15 protein-coding genes and 1 tRNA gene are annotated in these 15,606 nt (G+C 34.3%); 8 read left to right on the top strand and 8 right to left on the bottom strand.

Going from position 1 to position 15,606, the window contains the following annotated elements; genetic code table 11:
• Nucleotides 1–537: 537 nt before the first annotated feature.
• Nucleotides 538–1,785 (bottom strand): MFS transporter, encoded by a 1,248-nt coding sequence (locus IPN31_03530; protein ID MBK8680972.1) that lies wholly within the window; start codon nt 1,783–1,785, stop codon nt 538–540.
• Nucleotides 1,786–1,897: 112 nt separating this feature from the next.
• Between IPN31_03530 and IPN31_03525 the strand changes: the two genes are divergently transcribed.
• Entirely contained in the window at nt 1,898–2,422 is a 525-nt protein-coding gene (locus tag IPN31_03525; protein MBK8680971.1) for a hypothetical protein, read from the top strand.
• A 106-nt stretch (nt 2,423–2,528) separates the two neighbouring features.
• Here IPN31_03525 and IPN31_03520 read toward each other — a convergent pair whose 3' ends face one another.
• Genes IPN31_03520 through IPN31_03510 form a run of 3 tightly spaced genes read right to left on the bottom strand, consistent with a single transcriptional unit; the run spans nt 2,529 to nt 4,691 of the window.
• Nucleotides 2,529–3,410, bottom strand: coding sequence for a T9SS type A sorting domain-containing protein (locus IPN31_03520; GenBank protein MBK8680970.1), 882 nt, complete (start codon nt 3,408–3,410; stop codon nt 2,529–2,531).
• Nucleotides 3,407–3,577, bottom strand: a complete 171-nt coding sequence (locus IPN31_03515) for a T9SS type A sorting domain-containing protein (GenBank protein MBK8680969.1) — start codon at nt 3,575–3,577, stop codon at nt 3,407–3,409. The genes IPN31_03520 and IPN31_03515 overlap by 4 nt, the downstream gene beginning before the upstream one ends.
• 49 nt (nt 3,578–3,626) lie before the next feature.
• The gene (locus IPN31_03510; protein MBK8680968.1) at nt 3,627–4,691 is read right to left on the bottom strand and encodes a DUF3179 domain-containing protein; all 1,065 of its coding nucleotides are present in this window, start codon (nt 4,689–4,691) and stop codon (nt 3,627–3,629) included.
• A 34-nt stretch (nt 4,692–4,725) separates the two neighbouring features.
• On the opposite strand from IPN31_03510, the gene IPN31_03505 reads away from it, so the two are divergent.
• Both IPN31_03505 and IPN31_03500 read left to right on the top strand, forming a co-directional pair.
• Nucleotides 4,726–5,325 carry a nitroreductase gene (locus IPN31_03505; GenBank protein MBK8680967.1) on the top strand — a complete coding sequence of 200 codons (600 nt, stop codon included), beginning with the start codon at nt 4,726–4,728 and terminating at the stop codon, nt 5,323–5,325.
• A 38-nt stretch (nt 5,326–5,363) separates the two neighbouring features.
• Nucleotides 5,364–5,437, top strand: a tRNA-Ile gene (locus tag IPN31_03500).
• Between the two features lie 69 nt (nt 5,438–5,506).
• Here IPN31_03500 and IPN31_03495 read toward each other — a convergent pair.
• Nucleotides 5,507–6,397, bottom strand: coding sequence for a flagellar motor protein MotB (locus IPN31_03495; protein MBK8680966.1), 891 nt, complete (start codon nt 6,395–6,397; stop codon nt 5,507–5,509).
• 206 nt (nt 6,398–6,603) lie between these two features.
• Between IPN31_03495 and IPN31_03490 the strand changes: the two genes are divergently transcribed.
• The 3 genes from IPN31_03490 (at nt 6,604) to IPN31_03480 (ending at nt 9,928) form a co-directional block, all read left to right on the top strand.
• Nucleotides 6,604–7,302 carry an outer membrane beta-barrel protein gene (locus tag IPN31_03490; protein MBK8680965.1) on the top strand — a complete coding sequence of 233 codons (699 nt, stop codon included), beginning with the start codon at nt 6,604–6,606 and terminating at the stop codon, nt 7,300–7,302.
• A 78-nt stretch (nt 7,303–7,380) separates the two neighbouring features.
• Nucleotides 7,381–8,370, top strand: a complete 990-nt coding sequence (gene meaB / locus IPN31_03485; protein ID MBK8680964.1) for a methylmalonyl Co-A mutase-associated GTPase MeaB — start codon at nt 7,381–7,383, stop codon at nt 8,368–8,370.
• Nucleotides 8,371–8,785: 415 nt separating this feature from the next.
• Nucleotides 8,786–9,928, top strand: coding sequence for an aminotransferase class I/II-fold pyridoxal phosphate-dependent enzyme (locus IPN31_03480; GenBank protein MBK8680963.1), 1,143 nt, complete (start codon nt 8,786–8,788; stop codon nt 9,926–9,928).
• Here the strand turns inward: IPN31_03480 and IPN31_03475 are convergent.
• Nucleotides 9,920–10,291, bottom strand: coding sequence for a diacylglycerol kinase family protein (locus IPN31_03475; protein MBK8680962.1), 372 nt, complete (start codon nt 10,289–10,291; stop codon nt 9,920–9,922). The two genes, IPN31_03480 and IPN31_03475, sit on opposite strands and share 9 nt — an antisense overlap.
• A 12-nt stretch (nt 10,292–10,303) precedes the next feature.
• Nucleotides 10,304–11,308, bottom strand: a complete 1,005-nt coding sequence (locus IPN31_03470; GenBank protein MBK8680961.1) for an endonuclease/exonuclease/phosphatase family protein — start codon at nt 11,306–11,308, stop codon at nt 10,304–10,306.
• A 144-nt stretch (nt 11,309–11,452) separates the two neighbouring features.
• On the opposite strand from IPN31_03470, the gene IPN31_03465 reads away from it, so the two are divergent.
• Nucleotides 11,453–12,763 carry a T9SS type A sorting domain-containing protein gene (locus tag IPN31_03465; GenBank protein MBK8680960.1) on the top strand — a complete coding sequence of 437 codons (1,311 nt, stop codon included), beginning with the start codon at nt 11,453–11,455 and terminating at the stop codon, nt 12,761–12,763.
• Between the two features lie 62 nt (nt 12,764–12,825).
• On the opposite strand, the gene thiL is transcribed toward IPN31_03465, so the two are convergent.
• The gene (gene thiL, locus IPN31_03460) at nt 12,826–13,860 is read right to left on the bottom strand and encodes a thiamine-phosphate kinase (protein MBK8680959.1); all 1,035 of its coding nucleotides are present in this window, start codon (nt 13,858–13,860) and stop codon (nt 12,826–12,828) included.
• A 52-nt stretch (nt 13,861–13,912) separates the two neighbouring features.
• Between thiL and IPN31_03455 the strand changes: the two genes are divergently transcribed.
• Complete coding sequence (locus tag IPN31_03455) at nt 13,913–15,577, top strand: AMP-binding protein (GenBank protein MBK8680958.1); 1,665 nt, start codon at nt 13,913–13,915, stop codon at nt 15,575–15,577.
• The last annotated feature ends 29 nt before the right edge of the window (nt 15,578–15,606 follow it).

Below are 15,606 nucleotides of genomic sequence, written 5' to 3'. Positions count from 1 at the left end.
CACAGAGATATTACTGAGTTACACAGAGAAAAAATATATACTCCATGGTCCTTCGTGAAAAACTTCGTGATCCTCCGTGTAAATAAAAAAAATTACACAGAGCAACACAGAGATATCACTGAGTTAAACAGAGAAAAAATATATACTCCATGCGCCCCTACACAGAGATATCACTGAGTTAAACAGAGAAAAAATATATACTCCATGGTCCTCCGTGAAAAACTTCGTGATCCTCCGTGTAAATAAAAAAGAATTACACAGAGCAACACAGAGATAACACTGAGTTACACAAAGAAAAAATAACCTCCGTGGTCTCAAACACCCCCAGATAACCTCCGTGCTCCTCTGTGTAAAAAGTAAAAAATTAAACATAGGAATAACACAAAGAAATCATTGAGTATAACTGAGAAAAAATTTAATCTCCGTGGTTCTCCGAGTAAACCTCCGTGCTTCTCAGTGTAAAAAAACTTCGTGCTTCTCAGTGTAAAAACTCCGTAGTTCTACGTGTAATAAAAAATGTGAATTGTAATCCGGTTATCAAATCGGCTCTGTAATTTCCTGTAAACTTGGCGGTAAAATTTCTTCCGGTTTTAAATGTTCATTCACTGGTTTTAATTTTTTAGCAATAATAATTGCAACGAAAGTAAAAGCAATTGCAATGTATCCTACAATATTATAATAGCGCAAACTGCCATCGCCATTTTCAACAATTATTAATCCTGCCATGAGTGATGCCAATCCGGAACCTAATTGCACAATAGAAGAATTAATACTCATAAATCCACCACGTTGTTTGTTGGGAACTACACTGGTAATCATTGCCTGCATTGGCACCATTCTACCACTTACAAATACAAAGAAAATAGAAGTGGCAACTAATGCAAGTGCCAATGGTAATGGTGGCATATTGGTAATTACAAAAACAGGAATTAGAGTTAGTAAACAAAACAATGCGAATATTGGAAACTTGCCTTTGCGATCAGATAGTCTGCCGATAAGTGGTGCAGTAAAAATGGTTAATCCGCCACCGATTAGATAGATATAAGTAATTTCCTGTTCAGAGAATCCCACATTACTCACCATATATTTTGCAAGGAAAGGAATGATACTGAAATGCCCAAACATCATTATGATACTCAGCAATATAGCACGTTGTTGATTTTTGTCTGCAATAATATTTGTATATACATGAAAGAATTTTTTCTGCGTATAATTTTCCAAGTGCGACGCCATTGGCGGAATGAATTTCCAAACAAAAATTAAAACAATAAATGCTAATGCTCCAACTAAATAAAATGGCGCATGCCAGCTTGTAATGTTTGCAAGAAATAAACCGAAGGGAACACCCAAAACAGATGCTAAAGAAAATGCCGCAGTTAATGATCCCATTGCGGCACCCCGACGCTGAAATGGAAATGTATCGCCGATAATACTCAACACTTGTGCGCCTATTAATCCACCGAATAAACCGGCCATAACACGAGCAGCCATTAATGAAAAATAATCAGGTGCAATTGCACATCCCAAGGTGCCGATTATAAATCCGCTATATCCAAACAACAACACTTTTTTTCTATCAAAGCGATCAACAAAAAATGCCGCAATTAATCCTGAGAAGAATGCACTGAAGGTATAAGCTGAAACGAGCACAGCGAATTGTGCAGGAGATAAATCAAAGATGCGCATCAGTTGCGGACCGAGCGGCATCATAATCATAAAGTCTAATATATGTGTGAAGTTGATTGCCGCTAACAGGAATACGATGAGCCGCTCGTTTTTATTCATTGCGTAAAGTTGAAAGTAATTAACGGCTTATCAAACAGCGCAATTTAAAAATGGTTTGGGTTGATAAGTTGGATGGCATTATTCTTGTCCTTTGCGCAGAAAACAATTTTATATGAAAACATCTTTTTTACTTTCAATTATCACCCTTATTCTTGCTTCCTGCACATCCGATTTAATTCCTTATACACAAAGCCTTGCCAAAGATGCGCAGCTAAATGAGCAAATAAAAAAAATTCAGTTTTATGTTTCCAACGATATTATTTTATATCACTATCTGGATAATGCGACTGTGGATGTGGTAGGCGGTGAAATAAAAATTATTGATGGACGCAGAGCAGAAGAAGTAATTATTGAAAGTGGTACACCGGGTGTTGCAGTTGGAAGAGAGGGCAATCAGATAATGATAAGTTTTGATGCCGATGGTAGTTTTTTACGATTTGCACCTAACCCCGGTTATGGCGGTCAATATACTTTGATGGCAAAAGATTGGGATGGACGCAATGGAATTGTGCAATATGCAGGAAGTGATTTTTATACTTCTGAAGGTGCATCAGTTGCAACGCTTTTAATTAATCTGCAACAAATTGATGAAAGTGAAACTACTTCAAAAACTGTGGGTGGAAGAACGGTGGAATAATTGATTACTCTATATATTAAATTTCATTTTCTTAAAAAATATTATTCAGAAATCTGTCTGAAAAATATTTGAGATATCATTAATAAATTGCAGATCAAAAATGATATTATAATTTAAAGAGTTTTCTTGTGCCGATAATTTCATTTTCTTTATTTCTCAATATAACAGCGTAAGAACCTGATGAAAAATTTTCAACTTTAATTTCACTTTCAGGTTCTGAAATAATTGTTTTTAATACAATGCGCCCGGTAAAATCTATAATTTCCAAAACATAATTTTCAGCAGAATAATGTTTCAATATAAATACATCATTTACTGGATTCGGATAAATAGAAAAGCTAATTAATTGCGGAGAAAATATTTGTGTAACACCCACTGTATCTCCTGCGATAATACCTACGCCATTCTGCAACTCATAAGCAAAATCTTTAATAATAAAAACTCTTCCGCTGTCGGGTGCATCGCAGCGCATCCAGCCGTAATGTAATTGTTCTTCTTCATCTGTAAACCGAAAGCCAAGGTATTTATCGTGCACCTCGCCAGCCCAATAACCTATTTCGCTTTTAAACCATGAAGGTGTATAATTAATCCAATACTCTCTGCCACATAGAAACATTGCATCACCTTCTGCCATTGCTACACCTTCATCAATTAAACTTTCTTCATATAATTTGAATGCATAGCCATGAACTGCAACTGAGTTTGTAAATACATTTCCGGCAACTTCATTATAAGGAAAATTATTTGCTATAATTCCAGGGCCTCTTTGATAAATATAAATTGTTCCTGTTCCCAAATAATAATCCAATTGTCCCCAAGTTACTTCAAAATCATCCACACCATCTGCATTAATATCAAGATATTGAATATCACTAAATTTATCTACTACAATATCAGGTTCTATATCCTGATAGATAACTTGCCCTATCAATTTATTAACTCCCAGAAAACAAACAGCAGCCATACTATATTGGTGAAGTCGGCTCATAGCTTTATAAATTGAAGCGTAATTAAATCAGTGTGTGTAGTAAGTTTTATAGAATATGAACCTGAAGGTAAATTTGCTACATCAATTTCATTACCAATTAAAATGCCTTCTTTTATCTTATTGCCTAAGGTAGAATAAATTGTAAAAAGAGAAATGCATGTTTTCATATTGAAGAATTTAGAAACAAACATAAAATATAATTTTAAAAAGCGAAAATTATTTTATTTCTACCTCCGGATAAAAAGCTGCCCATGCAAACCAGTAAGCTATAAATCCATTCATCGGTTGAAGTCTGCTGCCTTTTGCAGGTCCACTAATACAAAAACCAAAAATATCAAATACATTTCCATCATTGTCTTCTATAATTCCGGGTAATTTATTTTTTGCAATTTTTGGAGAAATACTTTTTCCATTAATTGTATTTTCAAACACAACAATAAAATTATCATCAGTACTTCCAACAACAATTACTGGTTTGTCGGAAAGTGTATCCATTTTAATTTCCATTCCATTTTTAAAATCAGAAAATCTGTAAACAACAGCATCGTCATTTTCAAGAACACCATACACTCTTTCTTTAGGATGTAAGGTATCATTTTCAAATTCCGTAGGAAAAAAAACATCTGTATTTTCTCTATAATCATAATAGGGATATTCGCCATAGTCTCTTGTAAAACCCGTTTCAGTAGAAACAACTTTGCTATCCGGATATAATGCTTTCCATGTTTTCCAACTGGTTTCAATAACAGGATATGTTTTTGCTTTTTGTTTATACAATTCTCCGTTCACACATTTCTGTTCCATCTGACTCCAATGCGATCCTGTTTCTCTGTCGTATGGAATTACATTGCTATTATATAACAAACCTGAAACACCAAATTCAGTGAGCTTACCATTTATCATTCTGTCCCATGCCATACCCGAACCTGTGAGCGGACAATAATTAATACTAAAATCAATTGCAGCAATATTATCATTTACTATTTCATGCCAGTCTAAAATTGCATGCGGATAACAACGCACTTCATTACCCATTTTTAATCCGATTACCAAATCATCATCTTGAATAAAATCTACTTTATCTACACTAATAAATTTTGGATGATCTAAAGATTTAATACAATCATAACCACCGTTGCATCCTGATTCCATATACTCCAAATCAATAGACCAATCAGCATAGTATTTATATTCTTCAGGCTCTTCTTCCTGTTGTGATTGTGTTTGGTTTTTACAACCGGATACTATTATCGTCAGCAGACAAAATAGTGCGCTATACATATTTTTGTTTGAATACATTTGCTTCAAAGATAAAATGAAAGGAACAATGCAATACAATACAGAAATGATTAACCATTTGATTCGACACCGTCGCACAATTAAACCCGCAGCATTTAACAAAACAACTGTGTCGCCGGAAATAATTCAACAAATGTTGGAGAATGCACGATGGGCACCCACACATGCACTTACACAGCCATGGAGATTTGTGGTTTTAAGTGGAGAGGCATTACAAAAATTTGCAACACTGCGAGAACAATTATATAAAGAATCAACTCCGCCTGAAAAATTTAATGAGAATAAATTCAATAAATTATCTGAGCAAGTTTTGGATTCTAATTATGTTATTTTAATTGGTATGCATCGGCAGCCGACAGAAAAAATTCCGGAGTGGGAAGAAATTGCCGCTGTAAGTTGTGCAGTACAAAATATGCAGTTAACAGCCTTCGCTTATGGCGTTGCCACTTTTTGGAGTACAGGCGGTATGCTGAATCATGCGAGTATAAAAGATTTTATGGGACTTGATGAAAAAGACTTATGCATGGGATTGTTATATGTTGGAAATACTGATACTGAAATGCATGATGTTCCAAGGCATCCGATTGAAGATGTAGTGCAAATGCACAACAAATAATTTTTTCGTTTTACATTTGCAGTCCTGCTAAAACAGGAGGGCCTATAGCTCAGACGGTTAGAGCACCTGACTCATAATCAGGTGGTCCCTGGTTCGATCCCAGGTGGGCCCACTTCAATCCAAAAAAAAACACTTAAGATTTTCTCAAGTGTTTTTCTACTAAAATTTTTTCTATCAAAAATTACTCATCTGTTTTCGTGGACATTTCATCAAGACCTTCCTCAATCATTGAATAAAACTGATCGAGTTTTGGTAATATAACAATGCGTGTTCTGCGATTAAGACTTTTATTTTCCGGTGTATCGTTTTCAGCAACGGGTACATAGTAACTTCTTCCGGCGGCAGTCATACGTGCAGGGTTTACGTTATACTGTTCTTGCAAAATCCGAACTACTGCAGTTGCACGTAGTACACTCAAATCCCAGTTATCCTGAATACCCGGTTTACTAATAGGCACATCATCTGTATGGCCTTCCACCATAAATTCAAATTCCGGTTTATTGTTTACTACTGTTGCTACTTTACCTAATACTTCTTTGGCTTTATCGGTTACTTTATAACTTCCACTTTCAAACAATAATTTGTCGGAAATAGAAATAAATACCACACCTTTCTCCACATTGATTACAATATCTTCATCATTCATATTTCCCAAAACACCTTTCAGACTTGTAACTAAAGCAAGCGTTACAGAATCTTTTCTATTTACTGCATCCTGAAGGCGCATAATAGTTAAATCTTTTTCACGCATACTTTCCAAAGATTTTTCAAGATTCTCTGCTCCTTTGGTTGTTAGGGTGGTCATATTTCCAATTTGTATTATCAAATCCTGATTGGAGGACTTGAGATAAACTATCTGATCGTTCAATAAATTTATATTGCTCGACAATTGGGATTTTTCTGATAAACATGCATTCAGATCTGCAGTTGTCGAACTGAGTTGATCATTTGCGGCGATAAGTAATGTTTGTGTATCCCGATATTGAGTTTCCAAACCGCCATATTTCTTTTGAGAAACGCAGGAAGTTAGAATGATGCAACAACCGGAAATTATTAGGATATGCCTCTTCATAAAAATATATTTTGAAAGTTAAATAATAGTATGTTATTAAGAAAAATTTATTCGCAATGATAAAAACTTTTTTAGTAGTGATTAAATACAAACTGAATTTTGTTTTAATTGTTCAAAAATTCTATTCAATGTTAAGAGACACTATATTGCCGATTTACTTGTTTAATCCCTATTTTTACGCATTACCAAAAAAAATGCTATTCATAATGAAAAGATTTTTGATACCTATTTTGATTTGTGCCTTTGCAACACCACTTGTGGCACAAGAGATTGATGCGAGTAATCGTCCGGATATTGATCGTGATCGTTTAGTTTTTAATATCCATTGGGATGGTTGGCTCAATCACGCTGATTCATTAAAAATAAATGCATTTTCCAGCGGTATAGGATTTCACTTTTTTTATGATATTCCTCTAGATAAAAATAATCAGTTCAGCTTTGCTCCAGGCGTAGGTTATTCAACTTCTAATTATTATAACAATGCATTATTTGTAGAAGATAGTACCGATGTGGTGCAAGTGAGTATAATAGATGAATTTGTAAATGTGAAGAAAAATAAAATTGCATTAGGATTGTTGGAAGTGCCTATCGAATTCCGTTATCGTTCCTTGCCGGATAGTAAAGGCAATAGTTTTAAAATTGCTGCCGGATTTAAAGGCGGTTGGCAGTTTACAAACAAAACAAAATATGTGGGAGATGATATTATTTTTAATGGACCAACAGATGTTAAAGTAAAAATTTTCCGCTATGAAGCACTTAATATGTTTAGATATGGACCTACATTGAGAATTGGTTATGGTGCTGTAAATATTCAGGCATTTTATGGATTAAGTGAATTATTTAATGAGGGCGAAGGACCAACCGGTTTCCCAATGGAAATTGGTGTTTCTTTTAATCCATTCTAATTTTTAAAATAAAATATACGAATCCCTTCACAAGAAATTGGCGAAGGGATTTTTATTTTAGCAAATTGTTTTTCAAGTATGGAAAATTTATCAGCAAAAGATTTTGTACAAAATATTATTTCAGGGAATAAATCTGTGTTAGCTCGTGCAATTACGCTGATAGAAAGTCATTCATCAAAACATCAATTATTAGCCGAAGAAATTCTAACTGGTTGTTTACCACATGCGGGTAATTCTTTGCGCATTGGAATTACCGGTGTGCCCGGTGCGGGTAAAAGCACATTTATTGAAGCATTGGGAAATATTATTTTACAACAAGATAAACGCATTGCTGTATTGGCGATAGATCCGAGCAGTCAAAAAAGTAAAGGCAGTATTTTGGGTGATAAAACAAGGATGGAAAAATTATCTGCACATCCTGATGTATTTATTCGTCCAACGCCTTCGGGTATAACACAAGGAGGTGTTGCAGCAAAAACCAGAGAAACAATTCTGTTGCTGGAAGCGGCAGGTTATAATGTGATATTAGTGGAAACTGTTGGTGTTGGTCAGAGTGAAGTGGCTGTGCATTCCATGACAGATTTTTTTTTATTGCTGATGATTTCAGGAGCAGGTGATGAATTGCAGGGAATTAAAAGAGGTATTATGGAAATGGCAGATTTGGTTGCTATAAATAAAGCTGATGGAAAAAATTTGCAAAATGCCGAATTAAGCAGAATGGATATGAAACGTGCTTTGCATTTATTTTCTGCAAGTGAGTCAGGATGGATTCCAAAAGTTACTACTTGTTCTGCTTTGGAAAATACAGGTATTGAAACAATATGGAATTTGATTCAGGAATTTGAAACAATTACCAAGACCAACGGATATTTTAATAATAATAGAAAACAACAACGCATAGAGTGGTTTAATGCTACATTGCAAAATGAAATTGTGCTTTCATTATTAGCAAATACAAAAAATTTACAATTGAAAGAAAATTATTTATCTGCTATTAATGACGGAACATCTGTGCCATCCATAGCTGCACGAAGGCTCTCAACTATTTTGTTGAAATCCGGTTTATAAATATCAGCACTATTAAGATGAGTAAAGTCACTAGTTTTTTTAAATAATTATTTAATCTTTGAATCGTAATCAAATTAAAAAGGGCATATTATGAAATTTGAAAACAATCTTAAATTCGATGAAATCATTATGCGCTATGGCATTATGATAGTATTGGGAATTATTGCGGGAGCAACAAGACAATTTTGGATAATGATACCTATGATGTATATATTCATGGAATCAATTTTAGGTTGGTCTCCCATTAAACAAAGGTTTACTAAAAAGAGGACATAAGCTTATTTCAAACCTAAAAAGTTTGAGCAACGAAACCAATTACGGTTGTCTTTCTTTGAGTATGCCTGATCCCGCTCCTGTTAGGGAGCGGGATTCTTTTTTTAAATGTTTGCAGTATTACATTTGAAAAAAATCTACTATGGATATTTCGTATATAATAAATTCTTTGGGAGAAGAACGCAGTAATTATTTTAATGCAGTAACTCCACCAATTGTGCAAACCAGCAATTTCGCATTTCCGACAGTTGAGGATTTGCGCAATGCAATGCAACAGGAAATGACTTCGCATTTATATACTAGAGGAAATAATCCGACAGTAGAAATTGTAAGAAAAAAAATTGCCGCATTGGAACAAACGGAAGATGCATTATTATTTTCCAGCGGAGTAGCTGCTGTTGCGGCTGCTGTTATGCATGTGGTAAAGCAAGGCGATCATGTGGTTTGTGTAAGAAATCCATATAGTTGGACAAAGTATTTATTAGATGAAATATTAGTGCGATTTGGAATTACAATAACGTATGTGGATGGCAGAGAAACAAAAAATTTTGAACATGCAATTCAAAAAAATACCACACTTATTTTTTTAGAAAGTCCCAATACTTTTCTTTTGGAATTGCAAGATATAAAAGCAGTAACATCACTTGCAAAAGCAAAAAAGATCAGAACTATAATTGACAATAGTTATACAACACCATTATTTCAAAATCCACATGTATTAGGAGTAGATATTGTGATGCATACAGCCACAAAATATCTTGCAGGTCATAGTGATGTAGTGGCAGGAGTTTTATGTGCTGATAAAGAAACTATTGCTGCAATATTTAAAAATGAATTTATGTGTTTTGGTGCCATTCCTTCACCACATGATGCCTGGTTATTATTACGAGGATTGCGCACACTTGAATTGCGTTTAGAAAGGAGTGCTGCCAATGCGAAAGCCTTAACGCATTATCTTGCACAACATCCTAAAGTTGAAAAAATAATTTATCCGCATCATCCATCGCATGACCAACATACACTTGCTTTGCAACAAATGAAAAACAGCAGCGGATTATTTTCTATGTTATTAAAAACAAATGATCAGCAAAAAATAGAATTGTTTTGTAATGCATTAAAGCGATTTCTGTTAGCAGTTTCCTGGGGTGGTCATGAATCGTTAGTGTTTCCTGCATGTGCTTCTGCTCATACACAGTATCCTATAAATTTTATCAGATTTTATACAGGCATTGAACAAACAGATGTATTGTTGCAGGATGTGGAAGAGGCCTTGCGTTTAATTTAATTGTTCAATAATTTTTGGGAGAAAAATAATAATTCCAATAACTGCAGATGTAATTGCTGCCACTAATACTGCACCAGCGGCAATATCTTTTATTTTTCCGATATCCGGATGTTGCTCCTTATAAATAAAATCTGCAAGACATTCAATACTTTCATTCACTGCCTCTGCAAAAAATACGAACCCAATACATAGAATTATTAACAACCATTCAATCGTACTTACACAAAAATACCATGCTGCAATAATTGTAATGCATGCAGCGAAACTATGAAAAATGGCGTGTTCTGCTGAACTTAAAAATACCAACAATCCTTTAGCGGCATCACTAAATCTTTTTTGTTCTTTGCGAATAAATTTCTTCATATGATTGTGAAATTATACTGGTCTTTTTACTTTCTTAAAAGTATAAAAACCAATTATACCCAAATGATTGCTTGATGTATTTCCGGTGGTTGCAAAACCGGGACAAAATAATTCAGGTGAGTGAAAAATATAATCAATTGGAATTTTTACAAAAACAGATTGCGCAGGAAATGTGCCACTCAAATCTTTTCTGCTATCAAGTAAATCCGTTGATTTAAGAAACTCCGTAATTTGCGTACTCCAGGGCACAGCATTCATATCGCCCATTACCACCAATGCAGAGTCAATTGAATTACTATATTCTGCAATTAATTTAAATTGTTTTATCTGATTTGTATATCCCTTTTCACTTGTTGGTGTTGAAGTGGTTGCAGAAATAAAATGTACCTGACGGTTTTTAATGTTAACCACTCCATATAATATCGGAAAATCACGTTGAATAATTACTTCACTTTCTTTAATAGGATATTTAGAATAAACCGCCATACCAAATCCGGGAATACTTAAATCGGAAATGGAATAGGGATAAGTTTCTTTCAGTATTAAATCTATTGAATCAAGAGTAATGGTTTTTATTTCCTGAAAAGAAATAAAATCCGCATTCGTTTCCAATGCATTTCTTGTAACAGCTCCAATACGTTTATTATTTTCTTTTACATTAAAGTGGGCCACACTAAAATCTGATTTCACTTCTTCAATTTTTCTGAGTTCCTGTTTAGTGTTTGCCATTGGCGCCTGCCCCGGTTTGAAGTAAGGCCATACACCGGGAGCTAATATTAAAAGTGCAATTGCGCAGCAAGTAGATAGTATTTTTTTACCCCGAATAAAAAAGAATACTGTTACAATTGTAAGACCTACTGCATAAGGAATGCGTAATGCATCTAAGGCCCCTGCGATAAAATTGGGTTGCAAAACCAGTAGAATAGAAAACAATATTATAAATACACCAATGAATGCATACCATTTATTAAGATATAGCCACTTGAAGTAAGCCTTTATTTTTTCCTTATTGGTCACAAATAGATTGATTAAAAATTGTGAATTTAAAAAATGCAAATATCACAGAGCCGACTAAAATAAACAGACGATTTATTACAAACCGATTTATTGATAACTTTAGCGCCTCATAAAACATAATTACAACAATCATAAATAAAAAACATGAAAAGTCTCTATTTAACACTACTTTTTTTAGCAGCTATAAGTTTAGCGCAAGCACAAGTTCAATGCGATAATGATTCAACAGGAAATATTCCACTTACTGATTTAGGTGCGGGTACTTATCTTGGAGAGCAGGGTGGATTATATCCCGGTGGACAAAATACAATGCCTTCCTCTCATTTAAAGGCGGGTAGAAAAATGGCAAGATCAATTGTCCCTTTAGATTCTTTAGGTAATGAAGATTGGGTAAATGGTAAAGTACTTTTTATTGGAATGGGTGCATCCACAGCTGGTAATACATGGAATCATTTTATGGAAATTTTTGATACGCTTTCTAATGTAAACCCCTATTTAACATTAAATAATGCATGTCTTGGCGCTAAGGGAATTGAAATGATGATTGATACTACTTATAATAACTGGTATTGGGATGATGAGATTATTCCTAAACTGGCAAGTAAAAATTCTTCGCAGGCACAAGTGCAGGTGGTTTGGATTAAGACAGCTTCTAAGGTGGATACCATTATGGAATTCCCTCTTCATCCATCAGCTATTGCAGATAAGTATGAAATACTGATGGGAGTTCTGCAAGCAAAATTTCCAAATTTGAAATTGGTTTTTATTACGAGTTCTGTTTATGGTGGATATGCAGATCCTATCAAAACATTTTATGATGTGGTTTCTGAACCGGGATCTTACTGGAATGGCTTCGGTGTAAAATGGGCTATTGAAAGACAAATTCTTGGTGATCCGGATTTGAAATATAAAGGTGGTAGTAAAAAAGCACCTTTCATGGGTTGGGGACCTTATGTTTGGGCAGATGGAGTTAACCCAAGTTCTAAAGGATTATATTGGAATTGCGAAGAGGATTTTGCTGACGATGGTGGTGGATACCATCTTACAAATGGGGGTAAGAATAAAGAATCTAACTTGCTAAGAGACTGGGCGCTGACAGATCCAATTGCTAAGATATTTTTTGTGGATGGTCCGAAATGGAATCCGGTTTTACGTGAAGGTTCAAATGCATCTCAATCTTCAATTGCGAATAACAATATTTTACAACAAGGTCTGGAGATATATCCTTCTCCTAATCATGGAAATTTCTATTTACAGTTTGCACTTCCTGTAGATGGATATAGTCAATTAAGTATTGTAAATAATTTGAATCAAACTGTTTGGGAAAAAAGAATTGATAATGCAATTGCAAGTAATGGTATTGCTATTGACATTAGCGGTATGCCAACGGGTTTATATGTTGCTGTTGTAACTATTAACGGACAATTATTTTCTACGAAGTTCTTACTGAACTAACGCACTTCGATTTTAGAGTTTAAAAGAAGAGGCTGTATCTCATTTGATATAGCCTCTTTTTTTTAAAGATGTGTCCATCCTTGTGCTGTGATTTTATGTTGAGATCCACCTTTGGTTTCAAGAATACATCCATTTTCCAAATCAACAATTTTTCCAATTATAGTTATTGCAGGATTCTCCATTATTTTATTTAAATCTTTAGTTGGAATGGTAAATAACAATTCATAATCTTCACCGCCACTCATAGCACACATCGTCGGATCTAAATTGAAATTTAAAGCACTATTATATGTTTCTTCCAGTATTGGAAGTTTAGATTCATAAATATGCGCACCACATTTTGACTGTTTGCAAATATGCAGTAGGTCGGATGATAAACCGTCAGAAACATCAATCATTGCATTGGGAATTATATTTTCTTTTTCAAAAAAATCAATAATGTTTTTACGTGCAGTGGGCTTTAAAAACTTTCCAATAATATGGCTTTTATTTTCTAAGTCAGGTTGCACTGCCGGACTTTCCAAATATATTTGTTTCTCACGTTCTAACATTTGCAATCCTACATAAGAAGCACCGAGATCACCACTTACACATATGATGTCACCAGTTTTTGCACCGCTGCGATAACTTAATTTTTCTTCTGTTATTTCGCCAATTGCAGTTACACTTATTACAAGGCCGGATAAAGAAGATGATGTATCACCACCCACTAAATCCACTCCATGTTCATCGCATGCAAAATAAATTCCCTCATATAATTCCTCAAGTGATTCCACTGAAAAGCGATTCGAAACAGCAATGGAAACAGTAACTTGTTTTGGTCGTGCATTCATTGCATACACATCACTTAAATTCACAATTATACTTTTATATCCAAGATGTTTTAATGGCGTATAAGCCAAATCAAAATGTACATTTTCAATTAATAAATCTGTTGTAACAACAGTAAGATTTCCGCTATTATCAATCACTGCAGCATCATCTCCAACACCGCAAACTGTAAATGCACTTTTTAATTCAATGTTTTTTGTAAGGTGTTCAATCAGCCCAAATTCTCCCAGGCTGCTGATTTCTGTACGCTTCGTTATATCATTCATATTAACATCAAAGTAAAATCATTTATTTTTAAGGATAAAACAATACAGAAAAATGAGCGAAAATCTAACTATACTATCTCCACTTGAAATTTTTAGCAAATGGGAAAAAGAAAAAGCGGATGCTATTTATATGCGACAACCAATTGATGGTGAATGGAAAAATTATACATGGAAACAATGTGGTGATGAAGTGCGTCGAATGGCAACTTATCTCATTTCTTTACAATTGGAACCGGGCAGTAGAATTGCAATCCTTTCAAAAAATTGTGTGCATTGGATTTTAAGTGATCTTGCAATATGGATGGCAGGACATGTATCCGTTCCTATTTATCCAAATATTACGCATGTTACCTTAAATCAAATATTAGTACACAGCGAAAGTAAATTAGTATTTGTAGGAAAATTAGATGATTGGAAGCATCTTAAACCCGGCATTCCGAATGATATGAAATGCATTGCATATCCTTTTTACGGAATTACTGAATATCCGAACTGGGATGATATCATTAAAAATGTAGAACCTTATACTGGTGGTGAAAAACGCAGCATTGAAGATTTGGCAACCATCATGTACACCTCCGGAACTACAGGTACACCAAAAGGAGTGATGCATTCTTTTTACAATTTTGCTTTTGCAGTAACTTATGCATTGCCGGAAATTAATACTGGCAAGAACGAGAAATTTTTTAGCTATTTACCCATGTGTCATATTGCTGAAAGATTATTGATTGAGATGGGAGCGTTATATTCCGGTGGTATGGTTTCATTCGCAGAAACATTGGAATCTTTCCCAAAAAATCTTGCAGATACTCAGCCAACAATTTTTTTAGCAGTGCCGAGAATCTGGGCAAAATTTCAGGAAAAAATTCTAGAAAAATTGCCACAAAAAAAGTTGGACTTGTTTTTAAAAATTCCAATTGTAAACGGATTAGTAAAAAAGAAAATAAAAACAAATCTCGGATTAACTCATGCTACAAATATATTTTCCGGAGCAGCTCCAATTTCCAAAGAATTAATTAGATGGTTTTCAACTATTGGTATTCAAATTCAGCAAGCATATGCAATGACGGAAGATGCATGCTACTCCCATGTGAATGTAAAAGAAAGAGATAAGCCCGGATCAGTTGGTCAGAGTTTACCAAAGGTAGATGTACGTATTAGTGAAGAAGGAGAGATACAAATAAAACATCCTGCGATGATGCTGGGATATTATAAAGAACCGGAATTAACGAAAGAAGTATTTACTGAAGACGGATATTTTAAAACCGGTGATAAAGGTGAAAGAGATGCAAACAGATTTCTAACTATCACAGGAAGAGTAAAAGATTTATTTAAAACCAGTAAAGGAAAATATGTTGCGCCCGGACCGATTGAAATGCACTTAATGGATGATGCAGATATTGAACAAGCATGTGTAGTTGGATTAGGATTGCCTCAGCCAATTGCTTTAATAGTGCTTTCGGAAGCGGGACGAAATAAAGCAGAGCGTGATTTAGAAAATGGGCTAAGGCAAATCATTTTTAAAATAAATGAAACTTTAGACTCCTTTGAAAAACTGAAAAAAGCAATTATTGTAAAAGATGAATGGACAATTGAAAACGGGTTTATGACACCCACAATGAAAATTAAACGCAATGAAATTGAAAAAAAATACACTTCGCAATATGAGGATTGGTATAATTCAAATGAGGATATTATTTGGGAGCATAAAACATAAATTTGATTTTATTATTTGAATGAAATTGG

Source organism: Bacteroidota bacterium (assembly GCA_016715425.1).
In the GTDB taxonomy this organism is placed as follows: Bacteria; Bacteroidota; Bacteroidia; order Chitinophagales; family BACL12; genus JADKAC01.
This window is presented reverse-complemented; position numbering and strand designations above follow the sequence as displayed.

Coding starts and splice junctions, on each gene's coding strand:
- IPN31_03530 (MBK8680972.1), bottom strand. CDS start 1,785: ATGAATAAAAACGAGCGGCTCATCGTATTCCTGTTAGCGGCAATCAAC.
- IPN31_03525 (MBK8680971.1), top strand. CDS start 1,898: ATGAAAACATCTTTTTTACTTTCAATTATCACCCTTATTCTTGCTTCC.
- IPN31_03520 (MBK8680970.1), bottom strand. CDS start 3,410: ATGAGCCGACTTCACCAATATAGTATGGCTGCTGTTTGTTTTCTGGGA.
- IPN31_03515 (MBK8680969.1), bottom strand. CDS start 3,577: ATGAAAACATGCATTTCTCTTTTTACAATTTATTCTACCTTAGGCAAT.
- IPN31_03510 (MBK8680968.1), bottom strand. CDS start 4,691: ATGTATAGCGCACTATTTTGTCTGCTGACGATAATAGTATCCGGTTGT.
- IPN31_03505 (MBK8680967.1), top strand. CDS start 4,726: ATGAAAGGAACAATGCAATACAATACAGAAATGATTAACCATTTGATT.
- IPN31_03495 (MBK8680966.1), bottom strand. CDS start 6,397: ATGAAGAGGCATATCCTAATAATTTCCGGTTGTTGCATCATTCTAACT.
- IPN31_03490 (MBK8680965.1), top strand. CDS start 6,604: ATGAAAAGATTTTTGATACCTATTTTGATTTGTGCCTTTGCAACACCA.
- meaB (MBK8680964.1), top strand. CDS start 7,381: ATGGAAAATTTATCAGCAAAAGATTTTGTACAAAATATTATTTCAGGG.
- IPN31_03480 (MBK8680963.1), top strand. CDS start 8,786: ATGGATATTTCGTATATAATAAATTCTTTGGGAGAAGAACGCAGTAAT.
- IPN31_03475 (MBK8680962.1), bottom strand. CDS start 10,291: ATGAAGAAATTTATTCGCAAAGAACAAAAAAGATTTAGTGATGCCGCT.
- IPN31_03465 (MBK8680960.1), top strand. CDS start 11,453: ATGAAAAGTCTCTATTTAACACTACTTTTTTTAGCAGCTATAAGTTTA.
- thiL (MBK8680959.1), bottom strand. CDS start 13,860: ATGAATGATATAACGAAGCGTACAGAAATCAGCAGCCTGGGAGAATTT.
- IPN31_03455 (MBK8680958.1), top strand. CDS start 13,913: ATGAGCGAAAATCTAACTATACTATCTCCACTTGAAATTTTTAGCAAA.